Genomic DNA, 23,586 nt, shown 5'->3' with positions numbered 1-23,586 from the left:
CTAATACCTCCTAAAAACCCTAATAATCAAAATACCAATTGAACACATCCGATCTAAAACCTATCGTAAACCAAGTCGTTTGTTCTTTGAAAACTGTTGCCGTATTTGTTGCAGGATTAAAATTGCGATATAAAAAATTACCAAAAAACTTCAAGTTAGTAGCTGGATTAATCAAGTATCCTACTTGAATATCCGAAATAAAAAGACTCGTTTTATTTCCTTGCCCAACTTTCACACCTTTATCATAAGGCCTTTTTTCGTCATAGTCCTTATAGATATTTTGCCCATAATTATAACTATCAGTGGCAGTCTCTAAATCAAAACCTCGAGTACCAATAGTAAACTTAGTATTAGCATAAAAACGATTTTTATGATAATACCCCAACAAAACCAACTCCTGAAAATTTCCTCCCCATTGATGTCCCAAACTTTGATTGTTATGTCCATAATTGGTAATTGGATCGCTATGTGAATAAACGTAAGGGCGCACATGGTTAAACTCCAATTGCAACAATAAATTATCAACCTTAAAAGCATTGAAATATTTTACACCCAACTGATACCCCAGTTTGTTTTTCCAACTACTTTCACCAGCCACAATATCGCTGGTAGAGAATTCATCAATAAGAAACTGCCCATACAAATTTACCTGATTATTCCATTTGTATTTATAGCTCAATCCCAAAACAGCATTACCACTTCTGGAAGAAGACGAAAACTCAACAGCACGATAAAACACTATTGGATTTATAAAATTCGCATCAAACCCTCTGCCATTGGTATCTGTCCAAACAACTGATTCAAAAAAACCTAAATTCAATCGATTGGAGACATTCCAACTCAGATAATGATTCACCATATATTTGGAAGCATACGTTCGATCAACGGTAACCTCAGGACGTACATCCTTTAGCCACATATAATTTACTGTATATTTAATTTTCCAAAAATTAGCATCAATCTTAAAAAATGGATATGGACTGGCACCATCACTTAAAAACAACGAACGATAGCCGTCTCCAATAAAGTTTTTCCCATACCCCAATTGCAGGTCAAGGAATTTTGCGGCATTATAAGTAATATTAGCATCGGCCATAGGAAAATCATAAGCATCCGAATTATATGGTTTTGCAATACCTATTCCTGGAATAATTGCAGGATTCCCTCCCGATGGCTTTATAGAATTTGAGTAGTCATTGTAGTAATCGGCAAAACGACCTTGACTTTCAAAAAAAGTAGTGGTGAAATTTAACCGAGTTCCAAGACCTCCTTTAAAATTTAGCGCTCGAGTATTGACAAATGTATAATTAGTTTTACTTGGATTAGAAATTCCGCCTTGAACATTAAACAAAAAATTCAAAGCAAACCAATATCCTTCCCCTTTAATTTCCGCTAAATTTTCATTCCATACTTTTCGCCCCCACCAACTTGACTTATTTTTCATAAGACCAGTGTTGACTTTTTGAAAATTATAATACTTTTCAACATCGGCATAAGTGTATGGTTTTGAAGCTGTATGATTATTACTCCCTACCTGATTTATTTCACCATCAAATTGTGCATAATAACTATGCGAGAAAGGGATGCTTAAATGGCTTGAAAACTGAGGATTATCAAAACGCTTATAAACAATGCTATCCAATTCGGTTAGCCCTTCATTTACATTGATATTCTCTTGTTTAGCCAATGCTGTTGCAGCCATTTGCTCAGGAGATAACAACGGAATATCAATACTTATATTAAACTTGGAATAAGTTGGATTTCCCGCATAAGTTGGTGGATCAATTTTTGGAAATCCACCAAAAACTCTTTTAGTTTCCGCTATAAGTTCCTCATTATTGGAGTTAATGTACAACACTTTAAACTTGCCTGTTACATCGACCTCAAACAGTACTTTCACTAATCCTTTATAATTATTTTGCACCAACTTTTCGGGTACTTTAAAAGTATGATATACTAATTGTTGCACTTCATTATAGAAACAATTTTTCAAATCCTGGTTCTGTAAATTATTACAACTTGAAAAAACAGGAAATCGCTCATCAGAAGACCCCGTTTGATTTAAACTCGGAGTTTGTGCATTAGAAACTACTACGCTAAGGAAAGCAATAAAAGAAAAAAAGTTTTTTATCATTTGAGTTTTATATCTAATCAATATTGAGATGAAGATTTTCCTCCATTTGCAATCGCCTTGGCTCCAGAAGTTCCGATGCGCTTAACTCCAAGCTTAATCATCTGTACAGCTTCATCATGTGTTCTTACACCTCCGGCTGCTTTTACCGGTAAAGGTGAGGCATTTTCTAACATTATTTTTATTGAAGCAATTGTTGCGCCGTTAGGTAAATTATTTTCCGTTTGATAAAAACCAGTAGAAGATTTAACAAAAACAGAATTGTACTCTTCCTCTTTAAAATTTGAAATCACCACGTTCTTAATCAATACTGATAACTGTGCAATTTCTAATTCATTGAGCGCGGCCACTTCAATAATCCATTTTACGACCTTATTGTGGCTTAATCCTAACTCTGTCCCTTTCTGTATTTCTTCTTTAACAACGTCAACATTACCCGCTTTGAAAGCTTCATAATTACAAACATAATCCAATTCATCGGCACCATTTTGAATACAGAGAAGCGCTTCATCTAGTTTATTTTCGATTGATGAATGTCCTTCTGGAAAGTCTATCACTGTTCCTACTAGTACTTTTGAACCAGCATCAACAATCATTTTCTTAGCCAAACTAACTCTGTCTGGACGTATCATTATCAATTTAAAATCTTCATCAATAGCTTCCTGAATAAATCCCCGAGCGACAACTTCATTATCACTTTCACTTAAACCCGCTTGCGAATTAGTTTTTAAGTAGGTGGAATCCAGATAATTTTTTATGTTCATTTTAAAACTTTAAGAAATTAAACATAGCAAAATTACATTATTCGAATGATATGACCTCAACGAAGCATCATTCAAAACAAAAGTACCCACCGAAGTGGGCATTAATCTTTAAATATTGAATTTAAAATATTCAATTTATTACAAATAAAAACTGTAAAAACGGTTACTAGCGCTCCTGTTAGATTCGCTAAAACATCAAATATATCAGCACTTCTAGTTGTAGTCACTAATTCTTGTAAAATTTCTATTGTTATTCCAAACACAAACGAAAGTATGAACGAATACAATAAAGGGTTTTGAAAATTATCTGTTTGTATTTGTTTTCTAAAAAACAAAAACCACACAAAAGTAAACACAAAATGAAAAAAAACATGAATACACTTATCTAGATTTGGAATATTTATCACAGGAATGTCACTTGATTTTATTAAACAAAAATAAGCAACAATTACAGTCCATAGTAAAGCAACAAGAAACAATAGATATTTAGGCACCTATAAGTTCTTTATAAGTCTCGCTTGAAAGCAAATCTTCAACTTCTGACGGATTCGAAATTTTCACTTTAATCATCCATCCAGCACCATAAGGATCTGCATTTACACTTTCTGGATTACTTTCTAGAGCATCATTGAATGCAATAATTTCTCCTGACAAAGGAAGAAACAAATCAGATACTGTTTTCACGGCTTCAACAGTTCCAAAAACTTCGTCTTTATCCAAAGCTTGGTCTAATGTTTCAACTTCAACATATACAATATCTCCTAATTCCTTTTGTGCAAAATGAGTGATTCCCACTGTAGCTATATCTCCTTCCAGACTAACCCATTCGTGATCTTTTGTGTACTTTAAATTTGCTGGTATGCTCATAAAATGATAATTGAATAATTAATACTAATTTTTTGTGCAAATGTAACAATCTTATACACAATTACGGTTTAGATTTTCAAAAATTAATTCCCAAAAGTGTAACGTATAGTAAACCCTGAACTAATATTAGTCAGCGGAAATGAAGTAGAAATAACGGGTTTAGAAAACGAATGGTTGTAATAAAAAATTATTGTTAAATTTTTACTTAGAGAATAATCACCTGTTACATTCAATGTCCAAATATTTTGCCCACCACCAAGTTGATTATTATTGTAATCTAAATACCTCACAATGGTTTGATTATCTCGCAAAGTTAAATCAGCTTTGATATTAATATCACTTTTTATAACTCCCATCGGATTATCAGCGAGTCTTGAGGAAAAAGTCACGTCTTTTATACGATATCCCAACCCTACTACATATTCAATTCCATGCACTTCTGTCAACAAGTTATTATCAAAACTCATAGACAACGCTCTATCTTTATTAATTTGAGTCAATAATTTAAATGAATTTTTTAATTCAAAATCAATTCTTAATAAGGGATTAAATTGTTCTACTAAAGTAACATTAGACATAATAGTAGGATTATAAAAATTACCACTATCATCTTGTCCTTCTGGATTTTTTGTGTAATTAAAATTAGATCTAAAAGAATTAACAGTGTATGATGCTCTATAGTTTTGCTGTAAAGAAAAACGTTTAAAGTTCTTTTTAAAAAAACCATATCGCATTAATCCATTGTACTTGATTGCCCAATTGGGAATTGGGAAACTTCTAAAAATATCAAACGAAACCTTATCTGCACTACTTCCTGAATATGCAGCTAAAAATGCGGGCAACAAAACTGCCTGATTAGAACTTGAATAACCTAAAGGAAAACCTTTAGAATCTAGTTTAGTCGGATCAGTTATATCAATACCTCTCTCTGTTGCCAATCTATTGGCAATTGTAAGCCTATTGCTTCTGAATTTGTCAAAAGCAGATGAACTCACTTCATTACTAGTCGAAAAGGAAGTTCCTATCAAAACTGTTGAAATAGAAAACATACCAAAACTATAAGGTGACCTTGGATTATAATCTCCATTTGAAACATCATATTGTTCCGAGAAATTTTCTGAAAAAGACCGATCTCCCAATAAATCAATTTTTAAATCCGGCGTTAATTCCAAATTAGCTGAGCCTTTAAATACCTGACTATTTACATTTGTATAATTTTGACTAAACTCCTGATAAGTTGTCAACCAACCATTTTTGGCAGCCTCATACCTAACATCATTTTGACTACCAAAAACAAATCCTAAAGTTGGTTTTGAAGATCCAAAAAAACCAACACTTGGAGTATATCCTGGCAAAACCGTTCCTTGATTCTCGGCAAAACTAAGTTGTATACTTTTCACACTTGTTAAGACTCCCTTCAAACTTTCGATAAACTGATTTTGGTTAATCTTTTTAAGAGGATCATTCTTTACCACTTTTTCACCTGGTTTAGGCGGAGCTACAGGTTTAGGTTTGCTATTATTAGAATTTTTAGAGATACCAATATATTTATACAACGTCTCCATATTGAAAGTTGTATTAAAATTTGTTGATTTTGCATTTTGCACCGTGTTCCCCAAATTATAATACTGACCGTCCTTCTCAATATTACTTAATGTGGTAGAGGATTGTTGCCAACTATAATCCCCTGTATAAGAGTAATTAGCTTTTATAAATCCTAATACAGGTATTTTATTCAACGGTATTTCATAATTTAAAACAAACTGCTGCATATGAAAATTGGCGGTTCCCACATCAAAGTAGCCGTCCCAAATAGTTACATTATCAATAGGTTCATTATTATCATCCAAATAATTTTTTACTAAGTTTCTCGAAGCAGCCGTATAATTTATCTTTAATGATTTAGTCAAATTAAAAACAAACCCATATTGGTAATTAAACCCATAATTTCTTCTGTACAATGGTTCAAAACCAATCCCTATATCTTCTACTTGTCTAAATTGTTGTTCATTATCTTGTCGAACCACATTGGTATTAAAAGTAATATTTGATGGCAAATAATTAAAATTAAGGTCACTCAAAAACTTCCAATAGCTACTTTTTTTCATAAACTTTGTTTTCTGAAAAGGCTCTAATACTTTTGGTTGAAATGTATAAGCATAATCTACAGTTGTTCTCGATTGTTGATCAATATTTTTTTCGATTTCAAAATCATGACGAGCAACTTCATTATAATATTGCGAAAAAGTGAAGTTTTCCGGATCATAAGGCATTGGCTTCTTTGCAGGGCTTCTTTCTTTTCGAACACCAATCAAATTGATACTTTTACGTTTAGTATAATCAATAGCTTGACTTAATTTATTTTTTCTTTCGGCATCCGTATCTGCATCATCCAAAACTTGCTTCAGTTTGATATCTTCATAAAAAGGATCATACTCCGGTGTAATAGTTGCTTCTCCAATGGAGTAATTAAAAGGCAAATTAATACCCCATTTTTTGGGCAAAAATTTCCCTAAGTTAATATTGGTCACAACATTATATTGCTTAAGATCTTCTCTACTTCTTTCATTTGGCCCTTGTTCGATAGTACCAAATCCATAATTCTTAATATTTCCAGTCATAGATACCGTTGCCAAATCTGCAAAATTGGTATCAACGTTTAATAAAGCAGCCATACCCCCTTTATTATCCATATTAGCCAAACGGAGTTCATTAAACCAAACCTCTCCTTTTATATCCTCATGAGGTTCATTACTTTTTACACCAAGCATAACATTTCGAATCATCCCTAAATTTGGATTACCTTTAATCCCTATACGCAATTTAGTATCCCCATCGCCTCCAACTTGATCTGGATCGTCATCCGAATAATAAATTCCATCAGCTGGCAAAGTCGCTTTGTCAATTTTTAAAGACTTAAGCTTTAAATTCGTTAATAATTCTAGAGACAAATCTATTTCGTTGTCTGAAGGCCAAACCAAGTCAGCACTTACCGGCGGACAGCCTTTATCTCCAGAAGAAGAAGCCACAGTCACTTTCAATGGAATTTCTATTTGATAAAAATCATCCGAATAATCCGCTCCAAAACGCAAAAAGGCAACCATTTGATTATCTTGTAATGCAGTTTCATCTGGTAACGACTCAGCATGTAAAAACATTTTAAGATTCTTATATTGACGCATATCAATATTAAAATTTTTGAACGCACCTCTGCCATGAAAAGGCTCTAAACCTTTTCCTGAAATTTTCATCGACAAAGATTGCTCATCTTGGTTGATAACCGTATTATTGTTATATAATTGCTCTCTTTCTACACTTGGTGGACTCACATAATTTATCGGACAACGGCTTGAATTTTCTTCTATATTTACTGCCGCAGTAGCGAAAGTAGTCGATGAGCTTGGATCTATTGCTCCTGTAGAAGTTAATTCTTTATCATAAAGCCTCCACTCTCCTCTAATTAATTCTAAAGCTCCAAAGCGCAACGTAACCTGATCAGTAAAATCAGTCAAGAACATTCGCATAAAACGAATTGAATTAAAATCAGTTATAGTACCAATCTTATTTTGATATTGCTTAATTGGAATTTTAAATTGAATCCATCTTGATTCCGTAGAGGAGCCATTTGGCAAGGTGACTGCTGTGTTACGAATATCTGAAATATAATTCTGTCCTACTTGCATATTAGGCTCAAAATCAACACTGTACTCATAATAAGCATTGATCGTATTCATCGTGTTATCCCTATTAACATCCTCAACATCTGGAACTGTCGAAGATCCTCTATTAGGTGAATTGATATTAACAGTTGAATTTCCATCAACACCATTGTAATTTTTATAACGATCTAACACATCTCCAGAAGTATTCAAATAATAAACATAGTCATCCGCAGCCGGGTCGGCTTCTGAACCATAATTAGTATAAATCTTTGCTTCTTCACTAGAAGGAAGACCATCCAAACCAATGTCCTGATTGATACGATTTCCTTCATTATTATCAAATGCATAAATTAACGATTGTGAAGCAGGAACATTTCCCCAATCCGAAGGAGGGTTCACCAGAATTTGATCTGGACCAAGACCATTTTCATATAATTTTTTATCGTCTTTTAAAACATCTTCGGAGATTTCCCCAAGATTAAAATAGAGTTTTCCAGTATTAGAATTAGGAATTTTGGAGTTCCCTACATAAGGATCCATAACCCAAAACTGAATATATTCAACATTGCCTTGCTCAAAATTGGTAGAACTTAACGACCTCAAAATCCCTCCATAATTTTCATTTGGAGCATCATCAACTTTCGAGGCATTATTATAAGGTCCACGGTCTTTGGGATAATAACTCAAATCCAAGGTACTCACCACGAGAGATTGCCCTTGTACAATATCTGTTAATGGATATAATTCATCACTATAAACTCTCCTTGTTGTATTCAAAGACAAATCATCATTTGTAATTCCAGATGGTTTTGAGGTATAAAAAATAGGATCAATAGTGTACCACGCTAATTTGGCTCTCTTAAAACCGTAATCCAAACCTTCTAAATTTCCATTAAAATTATATGAACTCTTGGGATTGTTCTCTGGGGTAGAAGACAAACTCCAAGCATAAGCAGAACGCAAATCAATTGAAGATTGAGAGCTTTCGAAATCATCAACATAAATGGTAGATTCTCCTTGAAATTTATCTCCGTCTGATGCATTGGGCATTAAATAAGCAAACTCACCACTAACTGAAATCGTAGAAGGAACATCGGTATCTATATTTGGTAATTTATTAACCAAGCGGGTAAAAAAAGGAACTTGGGAAGAAAAATTTCCATGCAATCCAAAAATACTATTATTCACAGACTCTTGACCATAACTGGATTTTTGGGTAAATGGCTTTTCTTTCATATTTAAGAAAGTTGCCCCTACCATAAAATTCTCAGAAATTAAATGATCAACATTTACCCCAAAAAATCTTCTGGTTTGTTGACCAAAAACAGAATTATTCTCTAATGAAATTTCAATTGGAGTATTCGATGCTTGTAAAGATGGATCTAGAATTTGAACTTTCCCCAATTGATAATTCACGCTATAATCAACTCCTTCCACCAAAACTCTGCCTGCTGCCGTAACTTTTACAGAGCCTAGCGGGACATTAAAGGCCCCTATAGGAATCCCATCTCCGCCAACAGATTTGAACTTCCCACGCAAAAGAAATTTATTCAGTTCTGGATTCTGAATAGCTACTGCTGTAGTGTTGCGATACATGTAAGGATTCACATATTTTTTTTGATTCTCATTATACGTATCAACATCATAATAGTCACGTGGAGAATTTGGATCATCCAGCTTTTTAAACAACAGTTCACCAAAAGGTTCCTTACTGGTAAAAATCAATCTGCCGTTTTGTGAATCGACGGTCAAACCAGGAATAAAATCAAAGAATCCATCACCACCAGCCTGAGTATCATTATTATAATTCAACCTATCCAAATTAAGCACTTTTAACAAAGTAGTATTCTCTATCGTGTTTTCAGGAGATGGATTAGCTGGAAACGGAAATCCCGGAACAGGAGAAATGTAATTTAAAGGTGATGGATTTTTATATAAAACATTTAACCTAAAATCTTCCTGAATCAATTGATAAGCACCCTGGATTTGATAAATATTTTTCATCATCAAATTCCAAACTGGATTTGATACATTTGTCAAACTACTCTTTAACATTTTTAAAATTAAAGTCTGAGAGATAACCGTTTGATTGGATTGCTGTGAACTACCTACCACTGTTGCCTCAACACCATCATTACCAAATTCCCCAACTTGGTAAACTTCATCGCCAATAGAATACTGATAAGCTACCGCCAAAATTTCATCATTCCCTAATCGTTGTTGCAAGGAAATATACCCCAACTGTGTATTAAGAGAATATTCATTGGGCAGTAACTTTCTGGCATTTTCTAATTTTGAATAATCTTGTCCTTCACTAACCGTAATAGAATTAAATCCATTTTTTGCTGTTACTATTTCACGAATGTTACTATTTAAATAACCCGTATTGTTAGCTATCAATTCTGGATTATATTTATTATTTTTATTATCTGTTGGAGAATCTGGCGGTTTAAGAAACATCCCTGCAGAAGGATTCAAAACCACCACTTTATTGTCTGGCAAATCTTTTAATTGAGATTCCCCTAAATCCTGTAAAGCAATAATATTTCTTAAATTATTACTTGTTGTATTTACGCGATTTTGCTTGTTGGTAATCCAAACTTCCACCCTTGTTATTTGAACTCTTGAATCTATAAAAGGATAATTTTTTAATGATGCATCGTATTTGTCTCTAAAATATTGAGACAAGAAAAAATGCCTATCATTATCATAATCTAACCCATACATTTCGAATTCTTGAATAGTGCCTCCTCCTTGAGCTGTTACGCTTTTGGCTTGTGACTTTTGCTCTGAAAACACCCCTGTCACAGTCGTTTTACCAAACTGCAACTCGGTTTTTACTCCAAATAAACTCTGAGCCCCTTGTATCAAAGTACTATTTAAGGGCATACTGACATTTCCAACTTCAATTTTTCGGACAATATCATCATCTGCTGGAGTATATTCCAATTTTAATAAATTTTGAAATGCAAAAGTAGACTGGGTATCAAAATTGGCTGTGACTTGCAATCGAGTACCAACTTTTCCCAACAAACTCATACTTATTCTTTGATTAAAGTCGAATGAAGTATTTGTTCTATTTCTAGGGGAAAATGCTGGATTATCCTGCTTGGTGTATAATAATCCTAAATCAATTTCAATTGAACCTGTTGGTTTTACATCGATAGTATTGCTACCAAAAATAGACTCAAAAAGTCCCGATCTTATATAATATCGTGGCAATAAATCCTTTTTTGCAGCTTCACTCCCCGTTTTATTACCATCTATAGCATCTACTTTTTTGCTAAAATAATCGTTCATCGATTCCTTCAACATTAATTTTTCATACTCAGCTGGAGTTAAAACAATAGGATAATTGATATTGAAATCGTCTATTGAATTAGTGTAAACATAAGTATCAGTAACTGGATCATAGGTATAGGCTGACAATATGCTTTTGGGATTTGCCATTTGAACTTCACCAACGTCATATCCTTTTTTTACGGTGTCTTGAACAACCCCTTGCACTTGGGCCTGCGATACAAAACCACAAAAAATTACCAGCAAAAAAATATAAATTTTATGCATATCGATTAGACTTCTAATGATTTTTCTATAAATTTTTTAAAGCTTTTTTTATTATAGTTTCCACAGTAGCTTCTGGTTCTTCTTTGACGATTTTTTCAATGATTTTTTCGGATGCTTTTCGAACAAAACCAAGGACTTCCAGAGCAGATAACGCTTCATCTTTGTTTGTATTGCTCTGCGACATCGAAACTTCATCTAAATCATACAATTTTAACACTTTTTCCTTTAAATCAAGGATAACTCTTTGAGCAGTTTTACTTCCAATTCCTTTTATTTTTTGAATCGCAACCACGTCTCCTGAAGCAATGGCATTGATAATTTGTTTAGGATCTAAAGAGGAAAGCATAGTACGTGCAATACTGGCACCAATTCCAGATACCGATAATAACATTTTAAAAATTTCTCTCTCCGATTTTTCCACAAACCCAAACAAAGTATGGGCATCTTCTTTTATTTGAAGATACGTATATAATTTTATAAAATCAGTATTAGGCAATAAAGAATAGGTATGCAAAGATATATTTACATGATAACCAACACCGCTACAGTCTATCACTACATCTGTAGGTGTTTTTTCTACTAATTTTCCTTGTAAATGTGCTATCATAAATAATTTATATGTTCAAATATAATAAAATTTGAGATTAAAAGACAAATGTATTGCGTTAATGGAGTTCCTTTTAAGTACAAGCCAACACATTACATTTGTCTTTTAATCTCAAATTGTATTCTTTAGGTATTTTGACTTTATTTCCCTTTTAATCTCATACTTTTTTCTTGAGCGTCAATTACTGCTATTGCGGCCATATTGACCATTTCTTCAACACTGGCTCCCAATTGAAAAACATGAACTGGATTTTTCATCCCCATCATTATTGGTCCAATTGACGCAACTTTATTCAACTCTTTCAATAGTTTATATGTAATATTAGCAGCTTCTAGGTTTGGAAAAATTAAAGTATTTACTTTTTTTCCAGCTAATTTTGAAAAAGGAAACTTGGCATCAAGCATATCTGAATTCAAAGCAAAATCGGCTTGAATTTCTCCATCCACAACAATATCAGGATGATTTTCATGTAAATAAGCCACCGCTTCTTTCACTTTTGAAGCAGTCTCATTTGTCGAAGAACCAAAATTGGAATAAGACACCATCGCAATCACAGGTTCAACGCCAAACATTTTTGCAGTATTGGCAGTCATTAAAGCAATTTTTGCCAGCTCCTCTGCTGATGGATTTACATTTATTGCTGTGTCCGACAAAAACATAGGCCCTCGACTAGTCATCATAATATTGGTAGTCGCTACCAATGAAACATTAGGTGCTTTACCAATTATTTGCAACATCGGTTTTACAACTGACGGATAACTTCTGGAATGTCCTGAAACTAATGCATCAGCATCACCCATGTTCACCATCATAGCTGCAAAATAATTTCGTTCTCTCATGAACTTTTCAGCATCAAAAAGCGAGATACCATTTCGTTTTCTGGACTGCCATAATTCGGTAGCATATCGAGTTCTTCTCTCTGTTTCCTCTTCTAATTTTGGATCTATTATTGGAAGATCTGCATCAAAGCCCAGTTCTGCTTTTAATTCTAAAATAATTTCTTTATTTCCTAACAAAATAGGAAAACCTATACCTTCTTCATAAACAATTTGAGCAGCTTTTAAAACATCCAATTGTTCCGCTTCTGCAAAAACAACTTTTTTCGGATCCGTTTTGGCTCTATTGGTAATCATTCGAATCATTTTATTATCATTACCCAAACGATTCAAAAGTTCTTCTTCATACTTAGCCCAATCAGTAATTGGATTTAATGCAACACCAGATTCCATAGCCGCTTTTGCAACAGCAGGCGCAACTACCGTGATTAATCTAGGATCAAAAGGTTTTGGTATGATATATTCTCTACCAAAAACCAATTTAGTAGCTCCATAGGCAATATTTACCTGCTCAGGAACATTCTCTTTAGCAAGTGCAGCCAATGCTTTTACAGCAGCCATTTTCATAGCTTCATTTATCTTTGTGGCGCGCACATCTAGCGCTCCTCTAAAAATATAAGGAAATCCAAGTACATTGTTTACTTGATTAGGATGATCTGAACGACCTGTTGCCATAATAACATCCTTTCGGGTTGAAATAGCAAGGTTGTAAGCAATTTCAGGATCAGGATTTGCCATGGCGAAAACAATAGGATTATCTGCCATTGCTAATAACATTTGAGGAGTCATAACATTTGCAGTTGATAATCCCAAGAAAATATCTGCTCCTGTCAAGGCTTCTTCAAGACTTTTTGAGGCTCCTTCCACAGCATATTTTACTTGTAATTCAGACAAAGCTGGGTTGTCTTTGGTCAAAAGACCTTTACTATTAAACATTACAATATTCTCTCTTTTTACTCCCAATAGAACATACAAATCGGCACAAGCAATTGCGGCAGATCCTGCGCCAGACACAACCATTTTTACATTTTCTGCTTTTTTACCAGCCAATTCTAATGCATTAATTAAAGCTGCTGAAGATATAATAGCTGTCCCATGTTGATCATCATGCATCACAGGAATATTTAGTTCTTCAACCAGCCTGCGTTCGATTTCAAATGATTCAGGCGCTTTAATATCTTCTAGATTAATTCCCCCAAAAGTTGGCGCTATATTTTTCACTGTTTGAATAAACTCTTCGATATCTTTGGTTCCAATTTCGATGTCAAACACATCGATATCAGAAAATATTTTAAACAAAAGACCTTTGCCTTCCATTACGGGTTTTGAAGCTTCTGGGCCAATATCACCAAGTCCCAAAACGGCTGTTCCGTTTGTGATTACAGCAACTAGATTCCCTTTGGCTGTATATTTATAAACATTATTGATGTCTTTTGCAATTTCCAAACATGGTTCTGCAACTCCTGGAGAATAAGCCAAAGACAAATCTCTTTGGGTTGCATATTTTTTGGTAGGGACTACTTGAATTTTTCCTGGAGTTGGTTCAGCGTGATACAATAACGCCTCTTTTCTTTTACTGTTCTTGTCCATTTTTTTTTATTTTTTCTAATAAACAAAGATAACGGACTTCCTTTAAAACCGAAGCCTTTATCTTATTCTTTTATTTGAATTTGGGTAATTTATAACCAAAAAAAATAGCTACAGTTCTATGTAGCTATTAAATAGTAATTTAAAAATCCTTTTTATTGGGAAATATAAGAATCTAGGTGTTTTATGGTTTCTTTTTGAACTTCAATTATAGATTTTACGACATCTCCTATTGAAACAAGACCGATTATCACCTCGTTTTCAATCACTGGTAAATGTCTAATTCTTCTTTTACTCATTAATTCCATACAATAATCTAAATTATCCGATGGCTTAACAGTCACTACTTCACTTTCCATAATTTCACTTACAGGTGTTTTCTTTGAGGATTTATCTTTTAAAACAATTTTTCTGGCATAATCTCTCTCTGATAAAATTCCTTTTAAAGCTCCATCTTCAATTACAAGAATTGCTCCTATATTTTTCTCACCCATAACTCTCAACGCTTCGAAAACGGTAATGGTTGAAACAATAGAATAAACCTCTCTCCCTTTTGTGCTTAGTATTTGATTTACAGTCATAATAGAATAAATTTTAGAAAGCTAAATTTAGAAAAAAATCATATACAAAAAGCAAAAAAAAGAATAAATTTTATTTACTAAAACAATTCGTCTGGAGATATCAATTGATTCAATTCATCTATTAATTTACCATCCAAAATCTGCAACCCGTATTGATAGGACGCATTTACCCAACCAAAACCTTCTTTTGCGATATAATCAAATTCGGTTCCTACATTCCCATACTCGGCAAAAACTTTATGTGAACTGGTTTCCAAATCAAATTTCTCGGGAATGGTTCCGTTGTACTCTACAGCATTCTTTGTAATTAACCAAAGCCAACGGTAGACCATTTCTTGTGCTTTTTCCTTGTAATTGTATTTCAGCAATCCTTCCCACAACAACATTTGGTGAGGAGCCCAGCCGAAAGGATAATCCCATTGTCGCTGTGGAGCATTTTGATCCGATTCTAACCAACTGTTTTGTGTACTGCCCGTAATTCCGCCCGTTTTCATAAAAAGAGGCAAAGCGTTTTCCACTAATTTTTGAGCTTGATAATCATCGCACAATCCAGCCCAAAGCGGGAAGAATGTTGATGCTGCTTCAAATGGAAACTGTTTTTGATTTACAAAATCATAATCAAAATACATCCCCGCGGTTTCATTCCAGCACAGTTCAGTCATTCTCTCTTTTCTGAACTCCGCTTTTTTGGCCCATTCTTCGGGAGTATGAATCACATTTCCTGCAGTAAATGAACCTTCAAAATAATCTCTTATTAAACTCTCGATGTCTTTTTCATATTTATAAAGAAAACTATTCACATCAACAGAATTCAAATTGGCACAAGTATTAATCAAACGATTGGTGGTATCGTGACCGCTTTCGCGCATGGACCGATCATGTACAAAATATAAATCCAATTCAGGATCGGTAATTATTCGAGCTAGATATTGTTTTTCGAATTCTCGAATAGGCAAATTGTATTTAATCGCATAAGGTTCTAGCACATCATCAAAATGTCCTGGTTCCACTTCAAAAGGCATTCCCACACCATCCGCTTTATATCGGTTCAATCCAGTTGGAGTCAATCTATTGCCTTGCACCATCCAAACGGTATCGTATTCTAAAATAACCGTTTCCAGATGGCTTCGCAACCATTTTTTATCGATATTTCCCTCATTGGCAATAGCAACGAGTAACGAAGAATACAACGGTGGCTGCGTTCTGGTGAGGTAATAACTACGATTGGCATTTAAGATTTTGCCGTAATGAATGATTTGATATTTAAAATTTTCGGCGATGGCGATGGCTTTCTCTAATTTTCCATCAATCAACAATCCAATTCCAATAAAATAACTATCCCAGCCATACATTTCGTTAAATCTTCCTCCCGGCACTACAAAAGGGACACCTTGTAAACTATATATTTTTTGCTGTAAAGCCAGTGCCAAAATTCCAGGCTTATCATCTAACGTTGCTACATATTCTTCTGAAATAGTTGAAGGAAGTACGACCACTTCAAAGTTATCCAACTCTTTTTCTAATTCTTTAAAATAAGCAACACCTTGTTTGTCTTTTTCGGAAACATAAAGTGTTGCCACTTCATTCGAAGTTTTCACATCTTCAATGATTAATTTCAACCCTTTCCTGTCAATAGTCCTAGTTAGTTCGTCCCAATAATCCTCCCTTATTTTTCTGGAAATTCTTTCTACTGGGTTTTCTTGAATACAATCCAAATCAACCTCGCCCAATATTTCTTCATTTTCTTTTAACACAGCCAATTCTTGTAACAGATTGGACAAATGATAAGTGCCTACTATAATTTGTTGCTCTTTGGTACTTTCATCTACCAACACAAATCTTTTTGGTCCCAAATCATCTTTAGTAATTTTTTTATCATGATCCGTATCTTCTTGAAGCAATAGTGCTTCAAACACCTGGTCGACTTTAAGTAAGAACTTCATCTTTTTTATTTAATTTATTAATAAAAAACAAAACAACTACAAGAACTGCCAAAGGAATTAGCGAAAAATAAAAGGCTTTGCTTCCTCCAATCTTTTGGAATAAATATCCAATAATCACGGATCCGCTTGTTCCTCCAATTGCAGAGAAAAAAGTCAACAAACCCGCAACGGCACCATGAAAATGTTTCTCTGTAGCACTAATGATTGTTGAGTTTACAATCGGATAAATGGGTGCTAGGAACAAACCTATTAATGGAAATACAAACCCTATTAATGGCACTTCGGACAAAGCATTTACCTGTGTGATTTCAATTCCGGAAGCCATTGGCAAAACAAAAACAATTAAACTCGCTGCCGCGAATAAACAAACCGTCAAAAAAACGTACCAATGGATTTTCTTGACAATTATTCCCGAAATAAACCTCCCAAAAGCAATGGAAAGCATTAAAATTACGGCCATCTGACCCGCTAATCGTTCATTAAGATGCAACACTTTTTGATTAAAAGTGGGCAGCCAAGACATGATTCCCTGTTCGGTCATTACATACATAAAGGCAAAAACAGCAAAAAGCAAAATCAAAGGTCTTTTCAGCAAACTCAACATGTCTTTAAAATCTTCTTGAAAAGATTTAGGATTTTCTACTTTGGGTAAATTAAATTTTGAGATTAAAATAAAAACAAAAACAAGGGCTATCAATCCCGCTAAAACCAAATAAACATTGAGCCAGGCCTTCGGATTTGTTTCGCTATAAAACATTGGAAAAATCACATAGGCAAACACAATCCCTAACATAAACACGCTTTCTATGTAACTCATAAATGCCTTATGCTGTTTTTCAGTATCGGTAACAACACCAATTAAAGCCATGACTGACACTTTGATTATCGCAAAAGAAAATCCTGTACAGGCAAACAATACAATGACACTCCAAAAAGAATCACCAAAATACATAACAAAACAGCCCGCAAAAACAACTGCCAAACTGATTAACATTCCTTTTTTATAGCCTAATTTAGGAAGCAAGGAGCCAATCAAAAAAGCTACAAATGCAATGGTTAAATCTTTGGCCGGTTCCAATACACTTGCTTGTACTTCAGAAACACCATACATATTTTGAGACTTTTGAATCAACAATCCCACGCTGTTCAAAAGGGCAGCAAAAACAAAATAATTAATAAATAATGCGAGCTTAATGGTAATGTTCTTCATTTAAAATGGTTTGAATTAATTTATAAATCTGCATTTAGATACTCCAGAATATTTATTCTGTCTGGCAATCCTCCTATATTTTGAAGTTTTAAAACGGCCAACCGCTGGGCAATTGTAATTGTTTCTTCCCAATTTTTATTTTGCAATTGAGCATACAAAAATCCAGTCCAGAAAGCATCTCCTGCACCAGTAGTATCTTTTATTTCGGCAACTGGCAATGCCGATTTACGAATTATTCCCACTTCTTTATCAGACAGTACTACTCCATCCCCACCTTTCGTCAAACATATTGTTGAAGCCCCCAAACCATGAAAATAGTCAAATATAAAATCTTCCGATTTCGCTTCCGCAAAAAGCCGGTAGCAGTCATCTTCGCTTAGTTTCACAAAAGGATTAGTTGATAAATAATCGCTGAGAACCTTTTTGGCTTCATCGCGATTAGGCCAAATTCTTTCCGAAAAATTAATGTCGATACTCGTTTGCAAACCCAAAGCTTTGGCTTTTTTGGCATTTTCAACTATCGTTTCCTGAGCCGGTTTTTTGCTCAAAGCAAAACAAGTCGTATGGTATATTTTGGCGCTTTTTAATAAATCTTCAGGAATCTGATTTGGCATAATTTGAAAATCGGCATCCCGATACGGAATAAAATCAGGAGTTCCCGTAGATTTTGAGACCAAAATTATCGAAGTGGAAGCCGTTTCTAATTGAGCAATTTGAGTAGTTATTACTTTTTCCGTTTTAAGCTTTTGAATACTAAAATCACCCAAACCATCATTTCCGCAAGTAGCCACCAAAACCGATTTTAAGCCCAATCGTGCAGCATTTGAAGCCACATTAGTTGGCGAACCACCAAGATACCGATGATAATCTTGGGTCTCCCGAATCGTTGCATTTATTTGCTGACCAATACAATCAATCAATACTTCTCCAACACATATAATATCAATAGTTTTTTCCATTTTAAACTAAAAATTTAAAATTAGCGTATCTATTTTGATGCAAAAAAACGGTTGCCGCAGCACTCCATGCGCAAAAAGGAACACCATTCGGTGCTTTGGTTTCACTATTGAAGTTCTCATAGAAACGAAATTCTTCGACAGCATTGACATGATTTATGGCTTCCAATATTTCATCAGCTTCCTTTTGTTTTCCTTTAGACAACAGAGCCAGTCCATAAAACCCATTCACCATAGCCCAACTGCCTCCATTATGAAACTCATTGGGGTAATTTCTAAATTCGTACTTGCAATTGTTTCTAAGAAGTTGCCAATCAATATCCATTTCCTGGATAGGAGGCCAAAAAGCTGGCAATAAATGCAACGGCATTTTATTTTTCAACTCTAGAGAATGATTAATTATGGAATTCTGAAATTCAGCAGACCCAATATTGAGCATCAAAGCCAAAGAATTGGCAAATGCATCAAATTGTGTTTTGTATCCGGCGGGAGAGAAAGAGCAAGGCATGTAGTGTTGAATATTAACTTCCTTATATGCTCTTTCATGGTATTTCTCTCCAACCGAATGGGGAGTAAAATTGCATTCTATTTGAGCTGTTATAATTTCAATTTTAGTTGTTATAGCATCATTCTTTGCAAAGTGATTGTAACTTTTCAGAGCCCAAACCCTTAACAATTGGTCGTATAAAACATAACCATCCGTAATATACTCGTCTGCCCAATTTCCAGACAAGGGTACATACAAAAGCCCTTTGTTGTTAAATTCCCAAGCCTCCAGTAATTGCAAACATTTTTCAATATTAGATTCGTGTTTTTTTACAAAAGAATCATCTTTGGTATAAAACGCATATTGACAAATTCCAATTACAAACCAAGTTACCGCATCAACCCGACCGGCAAGCCCTCCATAACTAACCTCAACATATTCTTCACCTGTCATAACATTGGATGGAATTGTCCCATTATGATGTTGGTTCCGGGAGAGTGTCTCCAGTGTTTTCCGAAAAGTTGTTATCAACTTTTCATCTCCTGACGCTAATGCTGCCAAACCACAAATCACACCGTCACGGGCCCAAACTCTTTTGTAATTTGAAATGTTTTGGGCACTTGCCAAAAAACCTTCTGAGGAAGAAACTTTTTGAAGTAAATCGATTGCTTTATTATAGGCTAAATTATTCACTGATACCTTCTTTTTTTGTTTTAATAAATAGAGTAAAAACAGCACTTAGAACTAATAAGACCCCTGCAAATGTTATTGCCAATCGCGGATCATTATTTAAAAAATGCTTAAGAATATATCCAAAACTGATCGTTTGAATAAACATTGGAATTACAATCATCATGTTAATGATTCCCATATAAACTCCATATCGTTCTTTAGGAATTTGCGAAACTACCATTAGATATGGAATTCCCATCATACTGGCCCAACCGATTCCAAAACCGGTTATGGCAGGAAATAACAGGTACTTATTCTCAATATGAGGAAAAAGTAAAAAACCAATTGCGGCCAAAATCAAGCACGTGAAATGTACCATTTTTGCTGAATACTTTTTTGCAAAATAGACCAAACTAAAAGCAACTAAAAAGGTTACAATATTATACCACCCATTTACCAAACCTGTCCAACTTACCGCTTCTGAATACAATTTCATATCTTTCTGAGGAGTGGTATGCCAAACCGAAAGTGCTATACTTTTTGATGAATTTTGCCAATAACAAAAAAGTGCATACCATTGAAACAAATAAACCAATGCCAGTTGCCACATTACTTTTGGCATATATTTTACCGCTTTTATAATGTCAACAAATGGAGTAAAAACACTTAATGGTTCCGATTGCATAACTTTTAACTCTTCCTCTGAAGGAGGAATTTCCTTGGTTGTATGAGAACTCCACCAAACCGATCCAATAGAGCAAATTGACCCCAGAAAAAAGGATGCAAAAACCCAAGTTGGTAATTTCCCAGTTGTCCCAATAAAAATAAGAGGAAAAATAAATAATGAGACATTGGCTAATGTTTGCCCAAAACCCGTAAAAAAACTTTGCGCCTGAAAACCTGTTGGTTGTTGTGATTCGTCTAATTTATCAGCAATAAAGGCACGATAGGGTTCCATTGCAGTATTATTCCCTACATCTAAAATCCAAAGCAAACCAGCTGCCATCCATAAAGAACTGCTAAAAGGATAGAGAAATAGCGCCAAACTACAAACCAATGCACCTATAAAAAAATAAGGTTTTCTTCTTCCTCCCAATTTTGGAGACCACGTTTTATCGCTCAAAGCACCTATTATGGGTTGAATTAACAATCCAGTTAGTGGTCCGGCAAGATTAAGTATAGGCAGTTGATCCGGACTCGCTCCAAGAAAATCATAAATTGGATTCACGGCACTTTGTTGCAATCCGAAACTATACTGAATACCAAAAAAACCAACATTCATATTGATAATTTGCCAAAAACTCATTTTTGCTTTAAAATTCATATCGTGGTTTAGTTAATATTTAATTAAAAGTAATTCTATAGAAACAATTAAAACATAATATAAAATCGAAATCGATTTCGAAATCACCAAAAACGTTTTCGTAAAACAAAAAAGATTTGAGATATTATCTTTTTACGAAAGGAATAATGACTTCTGTCTTCCAAGACAGTTCGTCTCCTCCATTAAAAGGATTTGCAAAAAAATGTTCTAATGGCTTATTATTTAGCTCATAACCATTCTTTTTTGCATAATCCAATAAAGCAAACCAAGAACGATCCGACGTTCTCATATTGCCAAAATAGGTTGCTTTTAAGCCTTTCATTGCAGGTATGGTTTTAAACTTTACATCTTTATCGGCAATGATTTTTGTTTCCTTGTCAATTGGAAAGCAATAATTAAAATCAAGAGTCTCTTTGTCAAAATCCCATTTCGTAACCTCAACATAAGGTCTTCCTTGAATTTTAATATTATGCATTTGCAAAAATCCTGTAATTACTCCATCATTCCCAATCATGGTCTGTGCTTTGGTTTGCAAAACACTTTTTAATGATATGTAAGCTACAAACTCTTCTTTTGAAGAACCCAATCCATCAATTTTATATTTAAATTTTGAAATATGATCATTTAAACCCTCTTTAAAAGATTTTATCTTTTGTATTTGTTCCTCTTTAAATTTTGTATTGACAAAAGGGGCCGATATTTTGTTATACAAACTATGATTCCATTCTTTAATGCCTACATTCACTTTGGTCATCGAATCATTTATGGGAACCATTTCCCAAGTATAATCCATTTGAGAATGATTTTTAGTCATTCTTTGTTTGATGAAATCAAAATTATTTTTAGCAACTGTTTGATAGTTTTCCTTTTCTTTTTCCAACCTTATGGCACTCCATTCATTTATACCTTGAAAAACAGTGCCTGTCGCCGCTTTTACTGTAAACGAAATGGTGTAATCATTTTCTTTTACAAACAAATACCAAATCAAAAAGACGGATAACAATAAACCGCAACCCAATATGAATTTATTTTTTGTTTTCATAATTATTTAACCATCTTCAATTTATTCACTACAAAATCACCAACATTTTTTCCTTCTACCATACCATTCTCTATAGCTGCTCGGTAGTGAATACCTCCATAGAAACGGCTCATGGCAGCCTCTTTGGACGCATCCAAAAAATTCTTAAAAGTTCTGCTTGGTAACCCGAATTGTAACTCGGTATCATCTACAAAAGAAAAATTTTCTCCAAAAACAGAGGTCAAAACTGTCGCAGCAACTGTTGATAAAACAGAATGTCCACTGGTATATTCAGGAAATGGAGGCGTTTGCAACAATGGTTTCCAATTTTCATCGATATTCTGATTGATGACCGTTTCTGGACGTACTACATTACTTCGGTATTTCTCGTCCCAACAACTGATAAAAGCCTCAAACATTCCTACCGAAGTTTTAGTATAAGCAAAAACGGTTTTATCAAAATCAGCATTTGCTTTTTTACAGGCAATTTTGGTTATTCCCATCCAATGCGCACCTGGAGAAATTTTCTTTTTGGCAAACATCATGTGTCCTTGACTAACCGAAACATAAGGATTACAATCCCAAAATTGAGCAATTTTAATCTCCTCACAATCATCCCCTTTCTTTTTAGTTGCCAGACTGATATCATAGACTTCCTGCACCTGTTTGAAAAACGGCGAATTTTTATCCAATGAAAAAGGCAATGCTGGCGCGGGTTTGAATTGTGAAGCAGAATCCAATACCAATGTTCTTATTTCTCCCCAATGTGGTTCAACAGCATCCATATAGGCAGGTGGTGTTGGTTGCCATCTTCCGGCTTGATTTGCAAAAACCGAAAATTTAGGCAATGTTCTGGTTTGTTTATAATTGTCTTTACCCATCCACTTTTTGATGCGTTCGGCTACCTTTAATCCATATTCTTTGGAAACTTCAAATTCTTTCGCATTTTCATTTTCCCATTTTTTATATAGACTATCTCTAAAAACTTCAATCATATCCTCAGAAAAAACCAATTGTTTACTCACTTCCATATGGGCAATCAAGGCGGCCAAATCCTTATTCACTCCACTCTTCGGATCCAGTACCGGAATGGAGTCCAAGCCTTTCAATTGTCCTTGAAGCGAATTGTATTTTTTACTATTTTGAGCAATTACTTCATAAGCAGCCACATTGGGATACACATAAATTCTACTCGCCACTGGAGGAGAAAAAATATCATGAATCATAATTTGCGTTACGTTTTCGATTGCTGCATGGTATTCGTTTGGCATTACCACAATTGATTTTTGTTTACCACATGAAATAAAAAGCAAACAAACTGCTGCTATAGTATAAATTTTAGCCTTCATATTCTGTAATGTATTATTTATT

Annotated in this window: 15 protein-coding genes; all 15 read right to left on the bottom strand. The window is 34.3% G+C overall.

Annotation, left to right across the window (positions count from 1 at the left end; translation table 11 throughout):
• Window positions 1-19 precede the first annotated feature (19 nt).
• The 15 genes from KZH69_RS03640 to KZH69_RS03570 all read right to left on the bottom strand — a co-directional run bounded on the left by KZH69_RS03640 (window position 20) and on the right by KZH69_RS03570 (window position 23,564).
• The gene (locus KZH69_RS03640; protein ID WP_219316104.1) at window positions 20-2,134 is read right to left on the bottom strand and encodes a gliding motility outer membrane protein RemB; all 2,115 of its coding nucleotides are present in this window, start codon (window positions 2,132-2,134) and stop codon (window positions 20-22) included.
• Between the two features lie 17 nt (window positions 2,135-2,151).
• Entirely contained in the window at window positions 2,152-2,895 is a 744-nt protein-coding gene (deoC, locus tag KZH69_RS03635; RefSeq protein WP_219316103.1) for a deoxyribose-phosphate aldolase, read from the bottom strand.
• Window positions 2,896-2,996: 101 nt separating this feature from the next.
• Entirely contained in the window at window positions 2,997-3,302 is a 306-nt protein-coding gene (locus tag KZH69_RS03630; RefSeq protein ID WP_369410634.1) for a VanZ family protein, read from the bottom strand.
• 79 nt (window positions 3,303-3,381) lie between these two features.
• Window positions 3,382-3,762, bottom strand: coding sequence for a glycine cleavage system protein GcvH (gene gcvH, locus KZH69_RS03625; protein ID WP_219316101.1), 381 nt, complete (start codon window positions 3,760-3,762; stop codon window positions 3,382-3,384).
• 83 nt (window positions 3,763-3,845) lie between these two features.
• The gene (sov, locus tag KZH69_RS03620) at window positions 3,846-10,991 is read right to left on the bottom strand and encodes a T9SS outer membrane translocon Sov/SprA (RefSeq protein ID WP_219316100.1); all 7,146 of its coding nucleotides are present in this window, start codon (window positions 10,989-10,991) and stop codon (window positions 3,846-3,848) included.
• A gap of 25 nt (window positions 10,992-11,016) precedes the next feature.
• Window positions 11,017-11,598, bottom strand: coding sequence for a Holliday junction branch migration protein RuvA (gene ruvA, locus KZH69_RS03615; protein ID WP_219316099.1), 582 nt, complete (start codon window positions 11,596-11,598; stop codon window positions 11,017-11,019).
• Window positions 11,599-11,738: 140 nt separating this feature from the next.
• On the bottom strand, window positions 11,739-14,024 hold the full coding sequence (locus KZH69_RS03610) for an NADP-dependent malic enzyme (RefSeq protein WP_219316098.1): 2,286 nt from the start codon (window positions 14,022-14,024) through the stop codon (window positions 11,739-11,741).
• Between the two features lie 152 nt (window positions 14,025-14,176).
• Entirely contained in the window at window positions 14,177-14,602 is a 426-nt protein-coding gene (locus KZH69_RS03605) for a CBS domain-containing protein (RefSeq protein WP_219316097.1), read from the bottom strand.
• A 77-nt stretch (window positions 14,603-14,679) separates the two neighbouring features.
• Window positions 14,680-16,545: a trehalase family glycosidase gene (locus KZH69_RS03600; protein WP_219316096.1), complete on the bottom strand. Its 1,866-nt coding sequence runs from the start codon at window positions 16,543-16,545 to the stop codon at window positions 14,680-14,682.
• Entirely contained in the window at window positions 16,529-17,755 is a 1,227-nt protein-coding gene (locus tag KZH69_RS03595; protein WP_219316095.1) for an MFS transporter, read from the bottom strand. Before KZH69_RS03595 ends, KZH69_RS03600 begins: the two co-directional genes overlap by 17 nt.
• 20 nt (window positions 17,756-17,775) lie before the next feature.
• Window positions 17,776-18,714: a carbohydrate kinase family protein gene (locus KZH69_RS03590; protein WP_219316094.1), complete on the bottom strand. Its 939-nt coding sequence runs from the start codon at window positions 18,712-18,714 to the stop codon at window positions 17,776-17,778.
• 1 nt (window position 18,715) lies between these two features.
• The gene (locus KZH69_RS03585; protein WP_219316093.1) at window positions 18,716-19,891 is read right to left on the bottom strand and encodes an amylo-alpha-1,6-glucosidase; all 1,176 of its coding nucleotides are present in this window, start codon (window positions 19,889-19,891) and stop codon (window positions 18,716-18,718) included.
• Window positions 19,884-21,194 (bottom strand): MFS transporter, encoded by a 1,311-nt coding sequence (locus KZH69_RS03580; RefSeq protein ID WP_219316092.1) that lies wholly within the window; start codon window positions 21,192-21,194, stop codon window positions 19,884-19,886. The genes KZH69_RS03585 and KZH69_RS03580 overlap by 8 nt, the downstream gene beginning before the upstream one ends.
• A gap of 124 nt (window positions 21,195-21,318) precedes the next feature.
• A complete protein-coding gene (locus KZH69_RS03575; protein WP_219316091.1) occupies window positions 21,319-22,236 on the bottom strand; it encodes a GyrI-like domain-containing protein in 918 nt (305 codons plus the stop codon).
• Between the two features lie 2 nt (window positions 22,237-22,238).
• A complete protein-coding gene (locus KZH69_RS03570) occupies window positions 22,239-23,564 on the bottom strand; it encodes a vanadium-dependent haloperoxidase (protein ID WP_219316090.1) in 1,326 nt (441 codons plus the stop codon).
• Between the last annotated feature and the right edge of the window lie 22 nt (window positions 23,565-23,586).

The organism is Flavobacterium taihuense, assembly GCF_019351435.1.
Lineage (GTDB): Bacteria > Bacteroidota > Bacteroidia > Flavobacteriales > Flavobacteriaceae > Flavobacterium > Flavobacterium taihuense.
This window is presented reverse-complemented; position numbering and strand designations above follow the sequence as displayed.